The 18,394-nt window shown below is 70.8% G+C and carries 21 protein-coding genes, 1 tRNA gene and 1 pseudogene; 18 read left to right on the forward strand and 5 right to left on the reverse strand.

Annotated features, from left to right (window positions below):
• Positions 1-3: 3 nt before the first annotated feature.
• A pseudogene (locus ACZ518_RS38030) lies at positions 4-1,002 on the reverse strand (IS30 family transposase); the annotation flags it as partial.
• Here ACZ518_RS38030 and ACZ518_RS38035 point away from each other — a divergent pair.
• Positions 971-1,192 carry a hypothetical protein gene (locus tag ACZ518_RS38035; RefSeq protein WP_469117603.1) on the forward strand — a complete coding sequence of 74 codons (222 nt, stop codon included), beginning with the start codon at positions 971-973 and terminating at the stop codon, positions 1,190-1,192. The pseudogene ACZ518_RS38030 and the gene ACZ518_RS38035 sit on opposite strands and share 32 nt — an antisense overlap.
• A 321-nt stretch (positions 1,193-1,513) precedes the next feature.
• On the opposite strand, the gene ACZ518_RS38040 is transcribed toward ACZ518_RS38035, so the two are convergent.
• Positions 1,514-2,803 (reverse strand): helix-turn-helix domain-containing protein, encoded by a 1,290-nt coding sequence (locus ACZ518_RS38040; protein ID WP_469117604.1) that lies wholly within the window; start codon positions 2,801-2,803, stop codon positions 1,514-1,516.
• Between the two features lie 195 nt (positions 2,804-2,998).
• Here ACZ518_RS38040 and ACZ518_RS38045 point away from each other — a divergent pair, with 195 nt between their 5' ends.
• The gene (locus tag ACZ518_RS38045; RefSeq protein WP_469117605.1) at positions 2,999-3,169 is read left to right on the forward strand and encodes a hypothetical protein; all 171 of its coding nucleotides are present in this window, start codon (positions 2,999-3,001) and stop codon (positions 3,167-3,169) included.
• 6 nt (positions 3,170-3,175) lie between these two features.
• The gene (locus ACZ518_RS38050) at positions 3,176-4,288 is read left to right on the forward strand and encodes a methyltransferase domain-containing protein (RefSeq protein ID WP_469117606.1); all 1,113 of its coding nucleotides are present in this window, start codon (positions 3,176-3,178) and stop codon (positions 4,286-4,288) included.
• Between the two features lie 182 nt (positions 4,289-4,470).
• On the opposite strand, the gene ACZ518_RS38055 is transcribed toward ACZ518_RS38050, so the two are convergent.
• Positions 4,471-4,680, reverse strand: a complete 210-nt coding sequence (locus ACZ518_RS38055) for a DUF397 domain-containing protein (RefSeq protein ID WP_469117607.1) — start codon at positions 4,678-4,680, stop codon at positions 4,471-4,473.
• Positions 4,677-5,519 (reverse strand): helix-turn-helix domain-containing protein, encoded by an 843-nt coding sequence (locus ACZ518_RS38060; protein WP_469117608.1) that lies wholly within the window; start codon positions 5,517-5,519, stop codon positions 4,677-4,679. Before ACZ518_RS38060 ends, ACZ518_RS38055 begins: the two co-directional genes overlap by 4 nt.
• Positions 5,520-5,846: 327 nt before the next feature.
• Between ACZ518_RS38060 and ACZ518_RS38065 the strand changes: the two genes are divergently transcribed.
• The 14 genes from ACZ518_RS38065 to ACZ518_RS38130 all read left to right on the forward strand — a co-directional run bounded on the left by ACZ518_RS38065 (position 5,847) and on the right by ACZ518_RS38130 (position 17,510).
• Entirely contained in the window at positions 5,847-6,350 is a 504-nt protein-coding gene (locus ACZ518_RS38065; protein ID WP_469117609.1) for a hypothetical protein, read from the forward strand.
• A 350-nt stretch (positions 6,351-6,700) separates the two neighbouring features.
• The gene (locus tag ACZ518_RS38070; RefSeq protein ID WP_469117610.1) at positions 6,701-7,357 is read left to right on the forward strand and encodes a class I SAM-dependent methyltransferase; all 657 of its coding nucleotides are present in this window, start codon (positions 6,701-6,703) and stop codon (positions 7,355-7,357) included.
• A 33-nt stretch (positions 7,358-7,390) separates the two neighbouring features.
• Complete coding sequence (locus ACZ518_RS38075) at positions 7,391-7,948, forward strand: hypothetical protein (RefSeq protein WP_469117611.1); 558 nt, start codon at positions 7,391-7,393, stop codon at positions 7,946-7,948.
• 244 nt (positions 7,949-8,192) lie between these two features.
• The gene (locus ACZ518_RS38080) at positions 8,193-8,798 is read left to right on the forward strand and encodes an rRNA adenine N-6-methyltransferase family protein (protein ID WP_469117612.1); all 606 of its coding nucleotides are present in this window, start codon (positions 8,193-8,195) and stop codon (positions 8,796-8,798) included.
• On the forward strand, positions 8,786-9,964 hold the full coding sequence (locus ACZ518_RS38085) for a bifunctional UDP-sugar hydrolase/5'-nucleotidase (RefSeq protein WP_469117613.1): 1,179 nt from the start codon (positions 8,786-8,788) through the stop codon (positions 9,962-9,964). The genes ACZ518_RS38080 and ACZ518_RS38085 overlap by 13 nt, the downstream gene beginning before the upstream one ends.
• Entirely contained in the window at positions 9,961-10,776 is an 816-nt protein-coding gene (locus ACZ518_RS38090) for a TauD/TfdA family dioxygenase (RefSeq protein WP_469117614.1), read from the forward strand. Before ACZ518_RS38085 ends, ACZ518_RS38090 begins: the two co-directional genes overlap by 4 nt.
• Complete coding sequence (locus ACZ518_RS38095) at positions 10,773-11,333, forward strand: dCTP deaminase (protein WP_469117615.1); 561 nt, start codon at positions 10,773-10,775, stop codon at positions 11,331-11,333. The genes ACZ518_RS38090 and ACZ518_RS38095 overlap by 4 nt, the downstream gene beginning before the upstream one ends.
• Entirely contained in the window at positions 11,330-11,854 is a 525-nt protein-coding gene (dcd, locus tag ACZ518_RS38100; protein ID WP_469117616.1) for a dCTP deaminase, read from the forward strand. The genes ACZ518_RS38095 and dcd overlap by 4 nt, the downstream gene beginning before the upstream one ends.
• A 56-nt stretch (positions 11,855-11,910) precedes the next feature.
• On the forward strand, positions 11,911-12,585 hold the full coding sequence (locus ACZ518_RS38105) for a PIG-L deacetylase family protein (protein ID WP_469117617.1): 675 nt from the start codon (positions 11,911-11,913) through the stop codon (positions 12,583-12,585).
• Complete coding sequence (locus ACZ518_RS38110; protein ID WP_469117618.1) at positions 12,582-13,316, forward strand: WbqC family protein; 735 nt, start codon at positions 12,582-12,584, stop codon at positions 13,314-13,316. The genes ACZ518_RS38105 and ACZ518_RS38110 overlap by 4 nt, the downstream gene beginning before the upstream one ends.
• Complete coding sequence (locus ACZ518_RS38115; protein WP_469117619.1) at positions 13,313-14,419, forward strand: glycosyltransferase family 4 protein; 1,107 nt, start codon at positions 13,313-13,315, stop codon at positions 14,417-14,419. The genes ACZ518_RS38110 and ACZ518_RS38115 overlap by 4 nt, the downstream gene beginning before the upstream one ends.
• Positions 14,416-16,086 (forward strand): proline--tRNA ligase, encoded by a 1,671-nt coding sequence (locus ACZ518_RS38120; RefSeq protein WP_469117620.1) that lies wholly within the window; start codon positions 14,416-14,418, stop codon positions 16,084-16,086. Before ACZ518_RS38115 ends, ACZ518_RS38120 begins: the two co-directional genes overlap by 4 nt.
• A 195-nt stretch (positions 16,087-16,281) precedes the next feature.
• Positions 16,282-16,356 (forward strand) — tRNA-Ala (locus ACZ518_RS38125).
• Between the two features lie 74 nt (positions 16,357-16,430).
• Complete coding sequence (locus ACZ518_RS38130; protein WP_469117621.1) at positions 16,431-17,510, forward strand: UDP-N-acetylglucosamine--N-acetylmuramyl-(pentapeptide) pyrophosphoryl-undecaprenol N-acetylglucosamine transferase; 1,080 nt, start codon at positions 16,431-16,433, stop codon at positions 17,508-17,510.
• 7 nt (positions 17,511-17,517) lie between these two features.
• On the opposite strand, the gene ACZ518_RS38135 is transcribed toward ACZ518_RS38130, so the two are convergent.
• Complete coding sequence (locus ACZ518_RS38135; protein WP_469117622.1) at positions 17,518-17,898, reverse strand: HIT family protein; 381 nt, start codon at positions 17,896-17,898, stop codon at positions 17,518-17,520.
• 297 nt (positions 17,899-18,195) lie between these two features.
• On the opposite strand from ACZ518_RS38135, the gene ACZ518_RS38140 reads away from it, so the two are divergent.
• Entirely contained in the window at positions 18,196-18,321 is a 126-nt protein-coding gene (locus ACZ518_RS38140; protein ID WP_469117623.1) for a hypothetical protein, read from the forward strand.
• The last annotated feature ends 73 nt before the right edge of the window (positions 18,322-18,394 follow it).

The following is an 18,394-nucleotide window of genomic DNA, read 5'->3' on the forward strand; positions in this document are numbered from 1 at the left end:
AGATCAGCTCAGGGGAGCTGTCAGCTCGTGCAGACGTGTGGCGGGGGTCGCCCAGGCGAGCGTCTTGCGGAGCCGGCTGTTCAGCTCGGCCGCGACCGCGTCGAGGTGCTCGCGGGGGTGGACCGACAGGTCGGTGCCCTTGGGGAAGTACTGCCGCAGCAGGCCGTACGTATTCTCGTTCGATCCGCGCTGCCAGGGGCTGGCCGGGTTGCAGAAGTAGACCGGGATGTCGGTGGCAACGGTGAATGCCCGGTGGGCGGCCATCTCCGAGCCTTGGTCCCAGGTCAAAGACCGCCACAGGTGCGCTGGGAGGGTCTGGACGGTCGAGGTGAGAGCGTCGCGGGTGGCGGTGGCACTGTGGCCGTGCGGCAGGTGCACGAGCATCACATATCGGGTGGACCGCTCGACGAGCGTGCCCATGGCGGACTGCCCGTCCTTGCCGATGATGAGGTCGCCTTCCCAGTGCCCGGGGACGGCACGGTCCTCGGCCTCCGCCGGCCGGTCGCTGATCATGACCATGTTCTTGATCGGCCCGCAGACCCGCTTGTAGGCATGGCGGTGAGGGCAGCGCACGGCCCGTCCTGTGCGCAGAGCGCGGGTCAGCTCCCGAGGGAGTTCCCCGCGGCCATGGACGTAGAGGGCCTGGTAGATCGTCTCGTGGGTCACACGCATCTCCGGCCGGTCGGGGAAGCGTGCCCGCAGAGCCTGGCAGATCTGCTCGGGGCTCCACCGCATCGTGAGGCGGTCTTGTATGAAGTCCCGCAGCTCGGGGTTCTGGCCGATCTTGCCGGGCTTGGGCCGGGCTCGGCGTCTTTCGGCCCTGCGGTGGGCGTGGAACGGCTGGTAGGCCCAGCCGCCCCTGGGCATGGGCCGCCGGTTGCGGCGGATCTCACGGCTGATCGTGGAGGGGCTGCGGCCGAGCTCCGCGGCGATCTGCCGGACCGATGCCCGCTCGCGTAGCCGGTCTGCGATGTGGATGCGCTCGGCCTCGCTCAGGAATCGGATCGCGGCCCACGCCCATCTCCAGGGCGGCCTGGGTCACGAGGTGGTGGCGGAGCGCGCCTACCGGAACTGGATCGGCCTGTACGGGAGTCACTCGACTGCTGTCATCCAGATCATCGAGGCCGGCGGCCAGGGCGAGGAGCACGTGCTTCGGCGGTGGAGCCGAGATGAGCCAGAGAACGGCTCCTGACACGGCGACGCACCCTGAGTTGCGGCGGTTCGAATCCGCGGCCGCACGCCATCTCAGCCGTTCACCCTGAGGGTTGACTTCGACTGGAATCCGGTCCACGCACTGGGGAGCCCTGCTAGGTTTCCCTCACCGCCGCGGCCTGGGACCCGGTGGTCGCCCCACCTAGCGAGGTTGCTGCCCCTGTACCAGGGGATGACCCTATACGGGATGCGCCCAGGCGTGGAACAGCTTCCGCTGCACGAAGACCCTCGGTTCACCCCGGGAGTCTTCGTGCTCCTGAAGGTAGGCCTGAGCTCACGGCGGGGCGGCTGGTCGCTCGCGCTACGCCGGGCTGCGGGTGAGCGCGACGAGATCGCCTACTCCAGTCACTCGGGGGTGGCGGGCGCGCAGGTCGGCGACGATCTGCCGGATCGCGGGCCGGTCTCGTACTTCGGCGGCGGAGACCCGGGCTGCGGCCAGCAGGGCTGTGGCGGTCTGTTCGGGCTTGCTGTGCTGCCACCACGCGCGGGCCATGTCTGTGTACATGCGCCCCTTTCGCTCGGCGGTGGGGAATTGGCCGGCGTGCAGGTTCCGGCCCGCTTCGAGGGCGGTCCCGGCGTCTCCGAGGGCCCAGTGGACGCCGACGGCGTAGAGGTCCACGGCGGCCGGAGTAATAGGGAACAGGCGGCCGACAGGCGCCTGGTCCGGGAGGTCGCGGGCAGCGCGGCGGGCTTCCCGGAGCATGGTGAGGGCCTGGTCACGGTCCTCGGCGGTGGCTGCGGTGTACGCGGTGGTGCACAGCATCTGCGCGTAGGCCGAGGCCTGCGCGTCGGTGGTCAGGCCGGTGGCCTCTACGCGGGCAACCGCGCGCTGGATATGAGCCTGCGCGGCCACCTCCTGGCCCTGGTGGCGCAGGACCGCAGCGAGTTCGCGGGCCGCGGCCGCGGCGGCGAGCGGGGAGCCGGACACCTCGGCGTAGGTGGCGGCGCGGTCGGCGGTCAGTCGGGACTGCTGGTAGTGACCGAGCTTGTTGAGCAGAGTGGAGGCCAGGGTGTAGGCGGAGGACAGGCGGGCATAGTCGAGGTCCGTCCGGTCGGCGGACGCGGCGTGGTGGGCGTCGCCAAGGAGGTCGGGCAGGGCCTTGAGGAGGGCGGCGTGCTGGCTGGCATCGAAGAGCGCCCTGGCGGCAGCGAGGCGGGCGTCGAGCGGTAGCCGGGATCCGGTGGGGTCGGGGGTGGTGGCCAGCGCCGTGTCCAGGCCTCCAAGGAGGCTGAGCGGTGCTGCCAGCCCGGCGGCTGCGATGACAGTGCGGCGGAGCATCGGATCCTCTCGGACGGACGGGGCGTCGACAGCAACTCTAGGCGCGGGTGACGCCTGTAACCCGAGTGCTGCGACGAGGAGTTCGGCAGGAACCCCGACCTCGGCGGCCGCATCCTTCAGCAAGTGCAGGTCCCCGACGAGCTGCCCGCCCTCCAGGCGGGAGACCGTCGAGGCGGAGCAGCGAAGCCGTTTGCCGAGGTCGGCCTGGCGCCAGCCGAGGGCCTGTCGGCCGATCCGGACGAGACCGCCGGCCTGCCGGTTTGCGGCGAGTGCCTGGGCGCGGCGGGTCGTCCACAGCGGGTCGGTGCTCACCAGGTTCCCCTCCGGCCAGAGGTGGTTCACAGGTCTGCCGCCCCCACCCTATGCCCTGTGACCGGGCGGGCACAGGGCGTGTGCAGGATCTGCAAGCGGGATGCGGGATCCGCACATCCACGCCCGCCCATCCTGCCGCTGTGATGTGGTAGTCACGCACGGCAAGGAGCTCACACCCAGTGAGGGGAGCACGTCATGGCGAAGGACAAGAACGACAGCGGCAGCAGCGGGGGGAACGGGGGGAACAGCGGCGGCGGGAGCCACGCGAAGCCCAACCCGCCGCTGTCGACCGGCACACCGCCGCCCGGCAACAGCGACGGCCAGGTCTCCGACCCGGGCTCCGGCTCGGGCAAGCGCCGGAGGTAGCACGCGATGCGTCTGGACGACCGCCGCACCGCGCTGGCGGAGGCCATGGACGCCCAGGAGCTGTGGCCGGCGGACTCCCCATGGGTCCGCCGCGCCATCCTGGACGACGTCCCCCGGCACTCATTCGCCCCCGACACCCTGTGGACCTGGGACGGCGCCGCCTACGTGCCCGTCGACCGGGCCCTTCAGCCCGAGGCGTGGGCCGACCTCGTCTACGCGGGCCCCTACGACTCCGCCGTCACCCAGGTCAGGGGCGGGCTGCCGACCTCCAGCCTGTCGTGCGTCTCCGTGGTCGCGGACATGCTCGACTCCCTGATCCTCGAACCCGAGCACCGCGCCCTCGAAGTCGGCGCGGGCGCCGGCTGGAACGCGGCTCTCCTCGCGCACCGGGCCGGCCCCGGCCTGGTGACCAGCCTGGAGGTCGACCCTGACCTCGCGGCGGCCGCGAGACAGCACATCAAGGCGGCCGGACTCGACGCCGCGGTACAGCTCAGGGACGGGAACGCGGGCTGGCCCCAGGGCGCGCCATACGACCGGCTGATCGCAACGTACGCGGTCGAGACCATCCCGTGGTCCTGGATCGAGCAGACCCGGCCCGGCGGACGGATCGTCACCCCCTCGGGGCGGCTCGGACACGTCGCTCTCACCGTCGCCGACGACGGCCAGGCCGCAAGCGGGTGGATCCAGGGTCTGGGGATGTTCATGCCCAGCAGGGGCGTGGACCAGGGCCGCGAGCTGCACGCCATCCAGGCCGACCACCCGGCCGGCCGGACCAGACGGACCGAACGGGACGTGCGGCTCCTCAGGGACCTGGGGCTGCTGTTCTCGCTGCGGGTCACAGCCCCCGCCATCCGGATCGCCACCGGCGAGACCGAGGGGGGCTTCACCGCCTGGCTCCACGACGGGGCCGACTCCTGGGCCACCGTCACCGGCAGCGGCCCGGATGGTGCCGTGGTCCGCGAAGGCGGCCCGCGGCAGCTGTTCGAGGAGACGGAGAGCGGCTGGACGCACTGGGAGGTGGCGGGCACCCCCGGGCTCTACGACTTCGGGATGACCGTCACGCCCGCTGGCCAGGAGGTCTGGGCCGGCTCCGCCGATTCCGGGCCCTACAGGTCCTGAGGCATGCTGCCTACTGACTGGGACGACGGCCAGCGGGTGCGGGCCGTCCTGGATGCTGAGCCTTGGCGGCGACGTGCGGGGCGTACCGCAGCGTGAAGCGCGGCACCTGTCGGTGCCGTACGGCAAGCTGGTCACCCTGGGTGTCCTCCTCGATGAGAGCGAGGAGGACACCCGCCGCCTGACTAGCGACCGCCGACATAGTCCGCGAACGCCGACCACGCCTCATCGGAGAAGCCCAGCGCCGGCGCGCAGTGCTCACCGTTGCGCTTGGAGTCCCGAACGTGAACCGCACCCGGCTGACGGCGGGCCTCCACGCAGTTGCCGCTGGCGTCGCCGCTGTACGAGGACTTGAACCACTGCCCGTTGGAGCTGCTGGTGTCGGTACTGGTCATTCTTCTTCTACCTCTCGGGTTAGTCGTTTCAGGAACGCGGGGGTCTCATGGGCCGGCAGGGCGCCCTGGGCAAGGACGTCGAAGCGGCGCGCGAACTGCTTGACCGGCTTCTGCTTCGCGGTGCACTTCATGCCCTGGTCCACGGTGCTGGGCGCGACGACAACCGGGTCGGGGAGTTCCTTCCGGGCGAAGTCGAGGACGTGGAACTCCCCGAAGACGCGGTAGGTGGGAGCCGAGAACGGGATGATTCTCACCGTGACGTTGCGCAGTGCTGCGAGACGCTCAATCTCCTCGTACTGCTCCGCCATGATCTCCGGGCTGCCGACCCTGTTCCGCAGTGCGGACTCGTCCATGATGCAGACGAGCTCCATGCCCTCTTCGGTGATGCGCTTCTTTCGGGTCATCCGGACCTCAACCGCGTTCTCCACGAACTCGGTCGTGCGATCATCCGCGACGCGAGCGGACTCCATGAGCGCGCGGGCGTAGTTCTCCGACTGTAGGAGGCCGTTCACCACCTGGGGTGTGCACACCTTGACGCTGCTGGCGCCGGACTCGAAGGCCAGGAAGAGGTTCATGCCGGAGGGCATGGTGGAGGACTTCGGGCTCCACCAGTCTCCGCCCTTGGCGTTGCGGTACCAATCGGCGAGCATCTCCTGACCCTCTTCCGGGACCTGATACTCGTCGAGCAGCTTGATGAGCTGGTCTATGCGATCGAACCCGCTGTGACCTGATTCGACCTTGCTGATCATCGAGGCTGAACGGAGTCCGATCGCCTTCGCGGCTTGCTCACCCGTCAACCCGGCCCGCTCGCGAAGCCGGGTGAGTTCGGCCCCGAGCATGATGCGTAGGAACGTCGGTCCTACGTGTGCCCCCATGGTGTCCTCCCCTCCGATTCAGGCTGCCTGCTCCGATGGTGGCAGCCACTGCGCGTCTCAACGAGGGCCCTGTTCGCCTGCCGAGGGTTTCTGTTCGTGCCGAGTGGGCCCCTGTTCGTTTGCTGTCATATACCAATTCACATTCCTAGGCAATTGACTGGGCACAGTCGGTTGCACGTGAACTCCCCTTGGGAGGACGGTAGTCGAGTCGCCCGACGAGCTGGTGTCAGCCGTCGTAAACCCAGCTCGCGGGCGGCCTTCACACCCCTGCCCTGCCGGAAGGAGCATGCCGTGACGACCTTCACCGAACCCGTGCCCGACGACTGGATGGAGCAGGACAACCTCACGGGACGCCAGTGGCACGCCCTGACCGGGCAGCCGTTCCGCCAGACCGATCCGCTGGCTCGACTGGCCGGAGTTCGCACGGACGGGGTACGGGCCGCCGGCCACCTCGCCCGGCAGAACGGCCGAATGCTCCGGGTGGTCCGCTACGTACGGGCACCCCTGGGCGATGCGGAGGCCCAGTTCGAGGCGTTGGAGCTGGCGGGCCGCTCCCGGCACTGGCTGGTGCGGGAAGAGGAGTTCCGGGACCCAGTGGACGACGCCACGCGGCTTGTGGAGCGGCACGGCCTCGCGGGCGCGCAGCTCCTGCTGCGCACGGGTCACGCAGACGGGATCTTGGCGCCCACGTACGAGCAGATCAGCCCGGATCTGGAGGAGTACGAGGCCTTCCTCCACAAGATGGCCGCCCGGGGCTGCTTCGTGGCGCTGGCGCTGTCGGAGACGGGCCGGTGAGCGGCTTATGGGCGTGGGTGGACCGGCAGCGGTGGATGGATAGGCGGTTCCCCCGAGTGGGATGGCGGCAGTGGATCTTCTGCACGTTCCTGGTCTTGCTGTGGCTGGGCGTGCTCGCGGCGTACGCGCTGATGACGGAGTGGGATGAGGATGACCTTGGAGCACAGCAGAGCGGCGGAGCCGACCGGTCTTCCGGTGCGCACGTCGCAGCAGGAGCTGAAGCGTCGCCGGACGCTGGAGGCCCTCGCGCCCTTGGCGGCGAACCTGTTTGCCGCTGCGGACCCCGGGCGGTCCTCCGCGAGCGGGGTGGGCCGAAGCCGGATCCAGGCCACGAGCGGTGAGGAGCTGTGATGCCGACCGTGGAGCACGGCCTGTGGAACCGGGTGCCGGCCGACCCGGTGGAGGCGCTGTACAAGCGCTGGAGCTGGGACCGCTTCTACTCCAACCCGGAACCCCAGGTACACCTTCCCTTCCTGGACGACGAGCTGGCCGGGATCCGGCAGCACGTCCTGGGGACGGGGATGCGGACGGCCGTGGACGTCGGCTGCGGCTGGGGCGTGCTGACGGCCGCGCTGGCCCGCGAAGGCCTGAGGACCACGGGCTACGACTGGTCACCGGTCGCGGTCGAGCAGGCCCGCAGCAGGTGGGCGGGGGAGCCCCGGCTGAACTTCGAGGTTCACGACTTCCTCACCGACACGGCACCGCGGTCCCTGAGCCCCGGCAGCGTCGACGTGCTGGCCTGCCGGCTGGTGCTCCCCTACGTGGACCTCCAGCGGTTCATGACCGACGCCCGCCGCTGGGTGAAGCCCCGCACCGGGGTGGTGTACGTGGTGACGCAGGTGTGGGAGAAGCAGCCGGACGGCTACCACCGCGGCTACCCGAACGAAGTGATCGAAGGCCTCCGGCACGGCTGGCGGCACACCCACCGCTGGGACCTGAGCTGGGCGCAGAAGGGAGCGGCGCCGGAGTTCACGGCGCTGGCCCTCACCGGGCCGACCGGCTACTGAGCCTGCCTCACTCATCATGCGCAAGGAGACAGAATGCCCGACGACGGTCCGATGACAGCCGACAGGCTGCTCGCGCTCCTGGCGGAGCGCGACGGCGTGTGGGACAAGCCCGAGGGCTGGCTGCCCGGGCGGGTCACCGAGGCCCAGCGGGATGCGAACTCCTTCTATCGGCTCGGGTCCAAGGCGCTGCGCCGGAACGAGCTGGAGCAGGCCGCCCGCTGGCTGGTCGCGGCCATGGAAGAGGAGCACCCTGGCGCGGTGTTCCGGCTGGCGGCCGCCGCCTCGCGGATGGACTCGCCCAGTACGGACTGGGCCGTGCGCATGCTGGTGGGATTGGCGTCCTTGCTGGGACACGGCGATGCGGTCCGGCTGCAACCGCTGCTGTCCAACCGTCGTGCCGTAGTGGAGGGCAACAGCTGGGAGGACCCGGAGTTCGCGCCCGAGATCCTCGAAGCCCTCCGCAACCCGCGCCGGGCTCCCTGCCTCGGCTTCCGATGGCAAGTCGCCCGTGCAGCCAACCAGGGCGTGCGGCGCGGGCCGAGCGGTGCTGGCCTTGCTGCGGGTAGGCCGGCTCGGCGGTGGCCTCGCTAGTGCAGTACGTCAACTTCTGCCGGAGCCGGAGCCCATCGACGCGCTGAAGCATTAGGCGTCGGCCAAACCACCGGGACTCCGTTCAATCCCTATGGCGATACGGGCAGTTGTCCGGCACTCAATCTCCCTGGCGACCTGACAGGCGTTGTCGAAACTCCTCCCGGCTCCGCCTGCGCGGTGCCACCGTGCGCATCCCGCATCGTCCGCCGACGTCGCGAGGGTGCCTTACGAAGGGACTTCCTCAGTGATCAAGCAACCCTTGACGGCGGACGACGCCGTCGGGGCGGCCGACCGGTATGCCGCTCGCGGCTTCCAGGCTCGCGGCGATCTCGGGCAGCACTTCCTGCGGACGAGGGAGGCGGCTCACGCACTGCTGGAGCGGGCGGGCATCCCGGCCAGCGCACAGGTGCTTGAAGTCGGAGCGGGGCTGGGCACTCTCTCGTCGGTGATCGCGACTGCCGGACACCGCATCTGGGCCGTGGAGAAGGACGAGCGGCTGCGGAACCAGCTGACCGATCGTCTCAGCCCCTTCGGGGACCGGGCTCGCGTGTCGATCGCGGACATACGCGACTTGGACCTGGATGCCGGCCTGAACCTCGGCAGCACGCTGGTGTCGATCATGCCGTTCGATCCCAAACTGTCCGCTGGCCTCATCCGGCATGTCTTCGCCTGCCCCCGGGTGGAGCACGGGCTCGTCGTCGTCCCCAGCGGCAGCACCGACCTGCTGGCGGCGAGCCGCGACTTGGTCGTGGAAGAGGTGGACGGCATTCCCCGTGCCGCCTTCTGGCCGCCCGCGCCCACCGTCCTCCGCGTCCTGGCGGTCGGCCGGAGGTCGACATGCAGGAGCTGATTGCCACCGGCTGCTTCCACTCCGCCCTGCCCGACGGCCACAGCGCCCTCACTGGGCTGTACGCCGCGAGGAAGGCTGGGGCCCTGGTCATCGACGCGGGCGACTTCTTCTCCGGCAGCGCGTTCCACGCCTACTCGGGCGGCCGTGTGGAGGAGAAGTTCCTGGCCGAGCTGTACGACGCGGTCGTCCCCGGCAACCACGACCTGCCGGACCTGATGCGGCTCAGGGCCCCGGAGGCGTTCCCGCCCGTGGTGTGCGCCAATGTCACTCCTCCGGACTCCTTCGCCGGCCGGTGGACGGCGGGACTGGTGCTGCACGGGCCGTCGCTGCGGATCGGGATCGTCGGCTACATGGGCGAGCAGGCCTACGCGGCGATCCCGCCGGCCGAGCGCGCCGGGTTCACCTACCGGGCCCCGACGGCCGAGCTGATCGCTGCCGAGGCCGAGGCGCTCAGGTCGGCCGGGGCCGACGTGGTGATGGGGGTCAGTCACAGCGGCTTCCTGGGCGACGTCGCCGACCAGGAAGCCGGCTGGCCGCTGGCCACGGTGATCGCCTCGCACTGCCACTCGCCCTGGACGCAGTGGACCGACGGAAACCGGCATGTGGTCAAGCCGGCCGCCCAGGGCGCCGGGCTGCTCCGCCTCACGCTGACCGCGACCGGTCCCGTCAGCGTGCGCCACGACAGCCCACTCCGGGGCGCCCAGCCGGACGCGCTGCCCGGCGTCGCGGCGGAGCTCAAAGCGTTCGCCGCATGGGGCGCGCACCCTCTCGGCTACCTCTCCGCCGCCGAGCCCCGCCGCGAAGACGTGGCCCGCCTCATCGCGGCCGCCGCCCGGCAGCAGACAAGCGCCGACGCGTTCGTCCTCAACACCTTCACGCTGCGCGCGGGTCTCCCGCGCAAGGTCACCCGGGCGGCGCTGTGGTCCTGCATGCCCTTCGACAGCCCTCTCGTGCTCCTCGACGGCACCCACTCGGCCAGCGCTCTCGCCGCCCGCGCGCAGGCACTGGGCGAGGACCTGACCATCGCCGCCGTCCGGCCGCATGACGAGCCGGGACGCATCGCTACTACCGCCTACCTCGCCGAGCGCCTGGGACTGCCCGCTCAGCCCTTCTCCCGCCCGTACACGCTGCACGGCATCCTCACCGCCTGTCTGGAGACGACATGAACGAACTGCTGACGCTGCCCGCGCCTGAGGTGACCTGCGGGCCGACCGCTCCGGACGCCTTCGCCCGGGCCTTCGACGGGCCCGGCCGGGGCCGTCTGGTCGTTGCCTTCGACTCCGAGGACCACGACCGCAACCTGGCCCTCTCGGTCAGCCTGATGTCCGCCCTGGGCCCGGTCCTCGCCCTCTACCCGGATCAGGGCTGCTGGGGCGACCTGACGGTCCGTGACGACGTCGACCCGGGGCGGACGCACGGTGTGGGGGAGAACAGGCTGCACATCGACCTCGTCGACCGTGACCGCGCGCCCCGCCTCATCGCCCTGTACTGCGTGCGCGCGGACCCGGCCGGCGGCGGCGCCTCCGCGCTCTCCGACCTCCACCAGGCCGCGAACGATCTCGACAAGAGTGACCGCGACCTGCTCCGGCGACCGGTCTTCTCCTACTTCACCGACCACGGTGTCCACGGCGTCGGAGAGGGCCTGGCCCGCTTCGCCGTCCTGCCCGAGCGCCTCGACGGCGGGGAGCCGATCCGGTTCACCGCCAAGATGCTCCCCCACCTCAAACGCGGAGAACTCATCGACAGCGACAGCCCGCAGCAGGCCGCCGCCGCGTTCGGGCGTCTCGTGGCCGCCGTCGAGGGACGGCGAACCGCGGTGCGGCTGAAGCCGGGCCAGCTCCTCGTCTTCGACCAGTGGCGCTACGCCCACGGGCGCCTGCCCATGGGCCCGGGTCAGAGCGAGCTGCTGCCCGGACAGCGCCGGCTGCTGAAGCAGGCCTACGGCCTGCGCCCCCTGGCGAAGGGGGACGCCCGGTGATCCTGACCGGACCCGCGATCCACAAGGCCGTCGCCAGCGGGGTGATCACCATCGACCCGTTCGATCCGACGCTGCTCAACCCCAACAGCTACAACTACCGCCTCGGAGAGCAGCTCAAGGAACTCACCAGCAGACCGGCCGACCCCACGGTGCCCGCCCAGACCCGCACCATCGACGTTCCCGCGGACGGATTCGAGCTTCAGCCGGGCGTCGTGTACCTGGGCACGACGGCGGAGACGATCGGCAGCGACGAGTACGTCACCAGCCTGATCGGACGCTCCTCCATCGGCCGCCTCGGATGTTTTCTACAGATCTCCGCCGACCTCGGTCAGCTCGGCGCCGTTCACCGCTGGACCCTGGAGATCACCGTCGTCCAGGCCCTGCGGATCTACCCGGGCATGCGCGTGGGCCAGGTGTCCTTCTGGCAGCGCTCAGGCAGCCGATCCCCGTACCAGGGGCACTACGGCACTCTCAGCGTTCCCGCCGCCTGGTCCCCCCACGCCGCCGCCGGCCGCGGCTGCGAATCCGTCCCGTTCCTCCAGGAGGTGACCACGTGATCCTGACCGGCCCCGCGATCACCTCCCGCGTCAAGGACGGCGCCATCCGCATCGAACCCTTCGACGCACGGCTCGCCCAGCCCAACTCCTACGACTTCCACCTCGGCGACACCATCGGCTGGTACACCAGCGACGTCCTGGACTGCGCCCGCGAGAACCCCTTCGAGTCCGGCTCCATCCCGACGGACGGGTTCGTACTCCAGCCCCACCGCATCTACCTGGCCTCAACCCGGGAGCTGATCGGCAGCGACGAGTTCGTGCCCATCATCCGGGCGCGATCCTCCATCGGCCGCCTGGGCCTGTTCGTCCACGTCACCGCAGACCTCATCGACCTCGGATCCTTCGGGCAGCTCACCCTGCAACTGCACTGCGTGCAGCCGGTGCGGATCTATCCGGGGCTCCTCATCGGCCAGGTCACCTTCTGGCAGACGACCGGTGAGCGTGTGCTGTACGAGGGCAAGTACCAGGGCAGCCGGGGCCCGCAGCCCTCCAAGGCCCACCTCGACTTCGAGGCCCGGTGAACACCCCCGCAGCCCCCGGCCCGGCCGGGCAGCCTGGTGGGCGGGGGGAGCGGGTCGTGGCGCTCGTCGCCCACCCCGACGACGCCGAGCTGCTGTGCTACGGCACGCTGCGCCGGGCCGTAGCGGCCGGCGCCAGCGTGACCGTGGTCGTGGCCTCCCACGGAGCGAACGGGGTTTCGGTGGCCGACGCGGCCGCCGGACGCCGGCTCGGCACGGACGAGCGGGCGCAGGAGGTCCGTTCGGCCTGGCACGCCACCGGCGTGCAGCTCGCCTTCCTCGGCCTGCCCGACGGCGCCCTGGTGGCCGACCGGCACCTGATCTCCACCGTGGAGGCCGAGCTGACACGCCTGGGCTGCACGCTGCTGATCACCCACAGCCTCCACACCGACACCGACCACCAGGACCACCGGGCCCTGGCCCGCGCCGCCGTCAACGCCGCCACCCGTGTGGCCGGCTGCCACACGGTGCTGCACGGGGAACCCCACGCGCCCCGTTCCGCGTTCGCTCCGAGCGTCCTCGTCGACATCACCGACTTCCTGGACGACAAGGTCAGTGCCCTGGCCGCGCACCGCAGCCAGGCCGGCCGCTGGTATCTCGGCAAGGACTACACCCACCACCGCGCCGCCCACGCCGGATGGCAACTGCGCCCCGCGGCCGCCGCGGCCGGGCGGGCCTTCGAGTCCTTCGAAACCTCCGTACTCACCCTCTTCCCCCAGGAGGACCCGACGTGATCTACATCGAGCAGCCGCCCTTCGCACCGTGGCTCGGATTCTGCGAGGCCCTCTTCGCCTGCGACACCGTCGCCCTCTACGACGACGTGCCCTACACCGACGGCGGCTACCAGAATCGCAACCGGATCAAGACGGCGGACGGGGTGCGCTGGGTGACCATCCCGGTCAGCCGCGCCCCCGGGCAGCTGATCCGCGACACCCCCGTCGCCTCGTCCTTCGACGCCGCCAGCATGCTGCGCACGATCCGGCTGGCCTACGCCCGCTCCCCGCACATCGAGGAACTGCTGCACGTCCTGCGGCCCGTCCTCGATGGCGGCCACGCGTGGCTGGTCGACCTGAACCACGACCTGCTCACCCAGATCGGTGCCGCCCTCGGCGCCCCCGCGCGGCTGCGGCTGACCTCCGAGCTGAACATCCACGACGAGGACCGCACCGGCCGCCTGGCCGCCATCTGCAAGGCCACCGGCGCCGAGGTCCTGTGGGCGGGATCGGGGACACGCACCTACCTCGACACCACGGCCCTGGCCGAGTACGGGGTGCGGGTGCGGTGGAACAACTACGCCGAACGCCACCCCCGATACGAGCAGGCCTGGGGCCGGCAGGGCTTCGTCGCGAACCTGTCCGTCATCGACACCGTCTGCGCGCTGGGCTGGGCGGGCACCGCGGCGCTCCTGCGCACCGGCCTGGACACCTACCTCCAGCAGCCCACCCCGACGGAGGCCTCCGCATGAGGAGTCCGCTGATCCTGACCGGCATCGACCTGCCCCTGGAGCCCTCGTGCGGCTCGACCATCTGGGCCAGCGACGTGTACGCCCGCCTGGCCGGCCACGGATACCGCACGCTGTTCGCACACCTGCCGGGCAGTGGCACCTGGAAGCACGGCTTCACCGACACCACCGAACTGGCCGCGCGCAAGGCCCCGTACGGACCCGGCTTCGACCCGTACGCGAACGCGCTCACCGACGAGGTCCGTGGCCTCGTGCGGAAGCATCGGCCGGACGTCATCCACGCCCAGCACCTCGGCTTCGGTCTCGCACTCGCCTTCGCACGGGCGGCCGGGAGCACGCCGATCGTGTCGGTCGCCCACGGGACCGACGTCATCGCCGCCACCGAGCACCCGCAAGCACGAGCGGTCCTGAACGAGATCGTCGCCGCGAGCGTGCACGTCGTCGTCCCGAACGTGACGATGGCCGCCGCCGTGAACCAACTCACCGACGGCCGCCACACCGACCGCCTGCACATCGTGCCCTGGGGCATCCCCCTGCCCCCGGCACCGACCGCGTACCCGCGCGCCGGGAACCGGCTGCGCCTGCTCCACGCGGGCCGCCTGGACGCCAACAAGTCCACGATCACCGCCATCGAGGCGCTGGCTCACACCACGCGGCACCACCTCACCGTGATCGGCAGCGGCAGCGAGCTCGACACCCTCCTCCACCGCACCGCCGACCTCGGCCTGCGCGACCGCGTGACGTTCGAGCCGTTCCTGCCGCGCCAGGACCTGTTCAAGCGCTTCGCCGGCTTCGACGCGATGCTGTTCACCACACGCACGCTGGAGGCCTACGGCCTCGTCGCGGTCGAGGCCCAGGCGTACGGCCTGCCAATCCTCCACAGCGACGTGGCCGGGCTGAAAGCCACGCTCGGGGCCGGCGGGCTGAGCTACCCGCCGGGTGACGCCCCCGCACTCGCCGCCCTCATCGACCTCCTGGCCGCCAGCCCGGCCACACGGCAGGTCCTGCACCAGGCGGCCCTCGCCAATGCCCGCGGCTACGACATCACCGACACCGCGGCCCGTCTCGCCGCCCTGTCCCGCACCGCGACAGGAGGCCACCGATGAGCACCGTCCCGCTGTACGCCAGCCGTCTGTGGCCGCCGGTGCGGCCCCGCACCGGCGACGCCTCGGCCTCCACCCTCGACCTGCTGCACACCCTCGGCCTGATCGCCCGCACCGACGCGACCGGAGTGCACAGCCTGCTGCCCCTGGGCCTGCGGGTCCACGACCGGCTCAGCGCCATCGCCCGGAGCGCCTTCGAAGAACGCGGCGCGCTGACCTTCGCCCCGCCCACGCTCCAGAGCCGCACCCTGTGGGAGCAGACCGGGCGCTGGGACGTCTACCGCCGCGAAGGAGCGCTGCTGACCGTGGCCTCCTCCAGTGGCGAGGAGATGTGCCTCGCCCCCACGTCCGAAGAGATCGCGGCCGCCACCGTCCGCGAGCACCTGCGCTCCCACCGCGACCTGCCCGTCCGCCTGTCGCTGAGCACCCGCAAGTTCCGCGACGAGCTCTCACCGCGCGGCGGACTCATGCGCGGCCGCGAGTTCACCATGGCCGACGCCTACACCTTCGACACCGGCCCCGACACCATGCGCGAATCCGTCGACTTCCTCAACGAGGCCTGCACCGCGGCCCTGACCGGGATGGGCCTGACCGGCACCTTCACCGCGCCCGCCGACGGCGGCAGCATCTCCGCCGGCCCCAGCACCGAACACCTCGTCCTCGCCAGCAGCGGACAGGGCACCATCGTCGCCTGCACCCACTGCGGCAACCGCGGCGACGGCGCCGTCCTCGCCGCCCACCCCCCGCCCCCCGGCCCCGAACCGGTCGTCAACGTCATCGCCTTCACCCTCACCCTCCCCGACGGCGCCACCCAGACCGCGACGGTCGCCATCCGCTCCGACCTCCACGTCAGCCCCCGCAAAGTCGCCGCCGCCACCGGCGCGGCCCGCGTCGACCTCGTCGACCCCGGCCTCCTGCCCGGACTGCTCGGCAAGACGGCGGGCACCCTCACCCCCTGGGACGCCGCATCCACCCCCGACGTCCGGCCCCTGTACGACCTGTCCGCCGCCGACCTGGAGACGTTCGCCATCTCCGACGGAGACACCGGGCTGCGCACCGGCATCCGCTGGAGCGGCGTGCGCGGGCTGCCCCCGCTGCACCCCAGCGGCGCCGACCTGCACCACGCGACCGAGCACAGCGGCTGCGGCGCCTGCCACCAGGGCCGCTACGGCCTCCTGCGCGCCGTCGAAGTCGCCCACGTCTTCGAGCTGGGCACCCAGTACGCCACCCCCATGAACCTCCGCTTCAACAATGTCGACGGCCGGCCCGCCACCCCCTGGATGGCCTGCTCGGGCATCGGCATCACCCGCTGCCTCCAGACCGCCGCCGACCTCCACCGCGACCGGCACGGCCTGCGCTGGGCACCCGGCACCGGGCCCGCCGACATCCACCTCGTGGTCCTGCGCGCCGACCTGCCGGCCATGCGCGAACGCTCGGACCGCCTCACCCGCGCCCTCACCGCCCAGCACCTCAGCGTCCTGGTCGACGACCGGCCTCTGCCCGCCGGCGACAAGCTCCGCTACGCCCGCCTCCTCGGCCTGCCCCACGCGGCCGTCCTCTCCCCAGACCACCCCGACACCGCGGTCGAAGTCATCACGCGCTCCACCGGACGAACCACCCGCACCAATCTCAGCCACATCACCACCCCGAACCCATTCACCCACCTGTAAAACCACCGCAGCAAACCACACTCAATTCCCAAGGCGGCACCGATTCCGCGGCCTCCGAATTCGGCATGCCCGAAACAGGGAAATAGTCGTCGGCTGTTCGGGTCCGTCCGGCGGCGGAATGTTTTCGCCCGGCCGCACGGACCCGTTGACCGGCGGCAGGGGGCGGTCTAGCGTTCTTCTAGTCGCAGTTCGAAGCGGGTCGTAGCTCAATCGGTGGAGCACGGCAAAAGCGTTGCCGAGGAGCTGGTTCGAATCCAGCCGACCCGACCAATTCACCATTCAGGACCACAGGAATAGTGCTTCCGCGGTGACACTCGGCGCGGTAGCTTCAGAAATAGGATCCGATGAAAATCGCCATCACCGGCGGCGCCAGCGCCGGTCACGTTGTTCCGGCCCTCGCCGTCGCCGGCCAGCTCCGCGAGCGCGGCGCGGACCTGGTCTACTTCGGGCGCCAGGGCACCATCGAACACGACTACGCCGAGCGCGCCGGCATCCCCTTCCGCCATGTCCCCTCGGCCGGGCTCCGCCGTCACCGCTCCGCCGGCAACCTCCTGATGCCGTTCACCGTGGTCCGAGGCATCTTCGCCGCCTACACGGCACTGCGTCGCGAACGCCCTGACGCCCTGTTCTCCAAGGGCTCCTACGTCTCCGTGCCCGTGGGCGTCGGCGCCGCCCTCGCCCGCGTCCCCGTCGTCATCCACGAGAGCGACCACTCCCTGGGCCTGGCCAACAAGATCCTGGGACGCCTGGCCACCACCATCTGCCTCAGCGTCCCCGCCCCCGCCCCGACACCGCGCTGGATGGGCGGCAAGATCAAGGTGACCGGACTGCCGCTCCGCGCCGACCTCACCGACGCCGAGCCCGAGGCCCTGCGCGAGCGGCTTGGCGCGCCCGCCGACAAGCCGGTGCTGCTGATCTTCTGCGGCAGCAGCGGATCCGAGCGGATCAACGCCGCCGTCCGCGGCCAGCTCGCGGAACTGTGCCAGCAGTACAGCGTGCTGCACGTCGTGGGCAAGGGCAACCTCGACCCGCGCTTCGACGAGCGGCAGGGGTACTGGCAACTGGAGTACCTGCACGAGGACATGCCTCACGCCCTGGCATTGGCGAACCTCGTCATCGGCCGGGCGGGCGCGACCACCCTGGCCGAACTCGACGCCCTGGAGCTGCCGGCCGTCCTTGTGCCGCTGCCCGCCTCCGTCAGCCGCGGAGACCAGCTCGACAACGCACGCGCCTATTCGGCACTCCACCCTGAGCGGTGCCGCGTCGTTGCCGACGAGCAGCTGGCCGACACCGGCGTCCTCGTGCAGGCCTGCGCCGCCCTGTCCACCGCCCCCCACAGGACACAGGGCGCCCGCCCCCGTCCACAGGCCGCTGCCGAGCGCGTCGCCGATCTCGTCATGCAGGCCGCGGGCGGGCGCCAGTAGCGGGACGTCAGCCGTCGTGGTGGCCGTACGTGCCGAGGATCTGCGACTCGCTCTCCCCCCGGTAGGTGACGTGCCAGTGCATGTGCTTCGACTCCTGGTACAGGCCGAGATTCGTCGTCACCGAGCACGACCCGTGCTCCTTCTCCACCTCAGCCGCCACCTCCCGCACCACCGTGACGACCTCATGCAGCAGGTCCTCGTCAGCACCGCCCAGGTCGGTGAGCGAGGGCACGTGCTCCTTCGGGATCACCACGATGTGCACGGGATGGGACGGGTTCGTGTGGTGGAAGGCCAGAACCTGCGGGGTCTCCCTCACCACCTCGATCGGGACCCTCCCGGCCAGTGCCTGGTGGCAGTAGAAGTCGGAGACAGTCGCGGTACCGGTCACAGGAGCACACCTTCGCTGGACAGCAATGCGGGATGAAACGTCTGCCCGACGCTGCCGTCGGCCAGGCGCCGACGCCAGCGTAGCGACCCATCCGTGCGCGAGCGAAATCCCTCAACTCCGCCGATTCGAAGTGGAGTTCCATAGCGCGAGCGTTCGACTAGCGACCCCGGAGCACCGCGGAAGCCAGCAGCTGGAGACGGGGGTGTAACGCTGAGAGAGCTCACTCCGTCCATACCGGTAGCCAAGCCTTGACGTTCAGCCGCGACTTGCTGTACCGCCGCCGGGAGGATTCACCACGTGCCGAGCTCTGTAGTCAGCGACCAGCTCTCCTTCGAGGCCTTCGCGGACCTCTTCGCGGTGCCGCTGAACTCCCCGCCCACCACGGTTGAAGCCGAGCAAGGGGCTGTGACCGCGCTTCCGTGATGATTACGGCTGGATGAGGTACGGCGTCTACTGTTGGATAGCCCGATGGAACGCATTGAGGCTGAGCTGTTCA

The organism is Streptomyces sp. NPDC033966 (assembly GCF_055575955.1).

What these genes read in the sequence shown, in the direction of transcription:
- ACZ518_RS38035 (WP_469117603.1), top strand. Translation starts at nt 971, where the DNA reads ATGTGGATGCGCTCGGCCTCGCTCAGGAATCGGATCGCGGCCCACGCC.
- ACZ518_RS38045 (WP_469117605.1), top strand. Translation starts at nt 2,999, where the DNA reads ATGGCGAAGGACAAGAACGACAGCGGCAGCAGCGGGGGGAACGGGGGG.
- ACZ518_RS38050 (WP_469117606.1), top strand. Translation starts at nt 3,176, where the DNA reads ATGCGTCTGGACGACCGCCGCACCGCGCTGGCGGAGGCCATGGACGCC.
- ACZ518_RS38055 (WP_469117607.1), bottom strand. Translation starts at nt 4,680, where the DNA reads ATGACCAGTACCGACACCAGCAGCTCCAACGGGCAGTGGTTCAAGTCC.
- ACZ518_RS38060 (WP_469117608.1), bottom strand. Translation starts at nt 5,519, where the DNA reads ATGCTCGGGGCCGAACTCACCCGGCTTCGCGAGCGGGCCGGGTTGACG.
- ACZ518_RS38070 (WP_469117610.1), top strand. Translation starts at nt 6,701, where the DNA reads ATGCCGACCGTGGAGCACGGCCTGTGGAACCGGGTGCCGGCCGACCCG.
- ACZ518_RS38075 (WP_469117611.1), top strand. Translation starts at nt 7,391, where the DNA reads ATGCCCGACGACGGTCCGATGACAGCCGACAGGCTGCTCGCGCTCCTG.
- ACZ518_RS38085 (WP_469117613.1), top strand. Translation starts at nt 8,786, where the DNA reads ATGCAGGAGCTGATTGCCACCGGCTGCTTCCACTCCGCCCTGCCCGAC.
- ACZ518_RS38090 (WP_469117614.1), top strand. Translation starts at nt 9,961, where the DNA reads ATGAACGAACTGCTGACGCTGCCCGCGCCTGAGGTGACCTGCGGGCCG.
- ACZ518_RS38115 (WP_469117619.1), top strand. Translation starts at nt 13,313, where the DNA reads ATGAGGAGTCCGCTGATCCTGACCGGCATCGACCTGCCCCTGGAGCCC.
- ACZ518_RS38120 (WP_469117620.1), top strand. Translation starts at nt 14,416, where the DNA reads ATGAGCACCGTCCCGCTGTACGCCAGCCGTCTGTGGCCGCCGGTGCGG.
- ACZ518_RS38130 (WP_469117621.1), top strand. Translation starts at nt 16,431, where the DNA reads ATGAAAATCGCCATCACCGGCGGCGCCAGCGCCGGTCACGTTGTTCCG.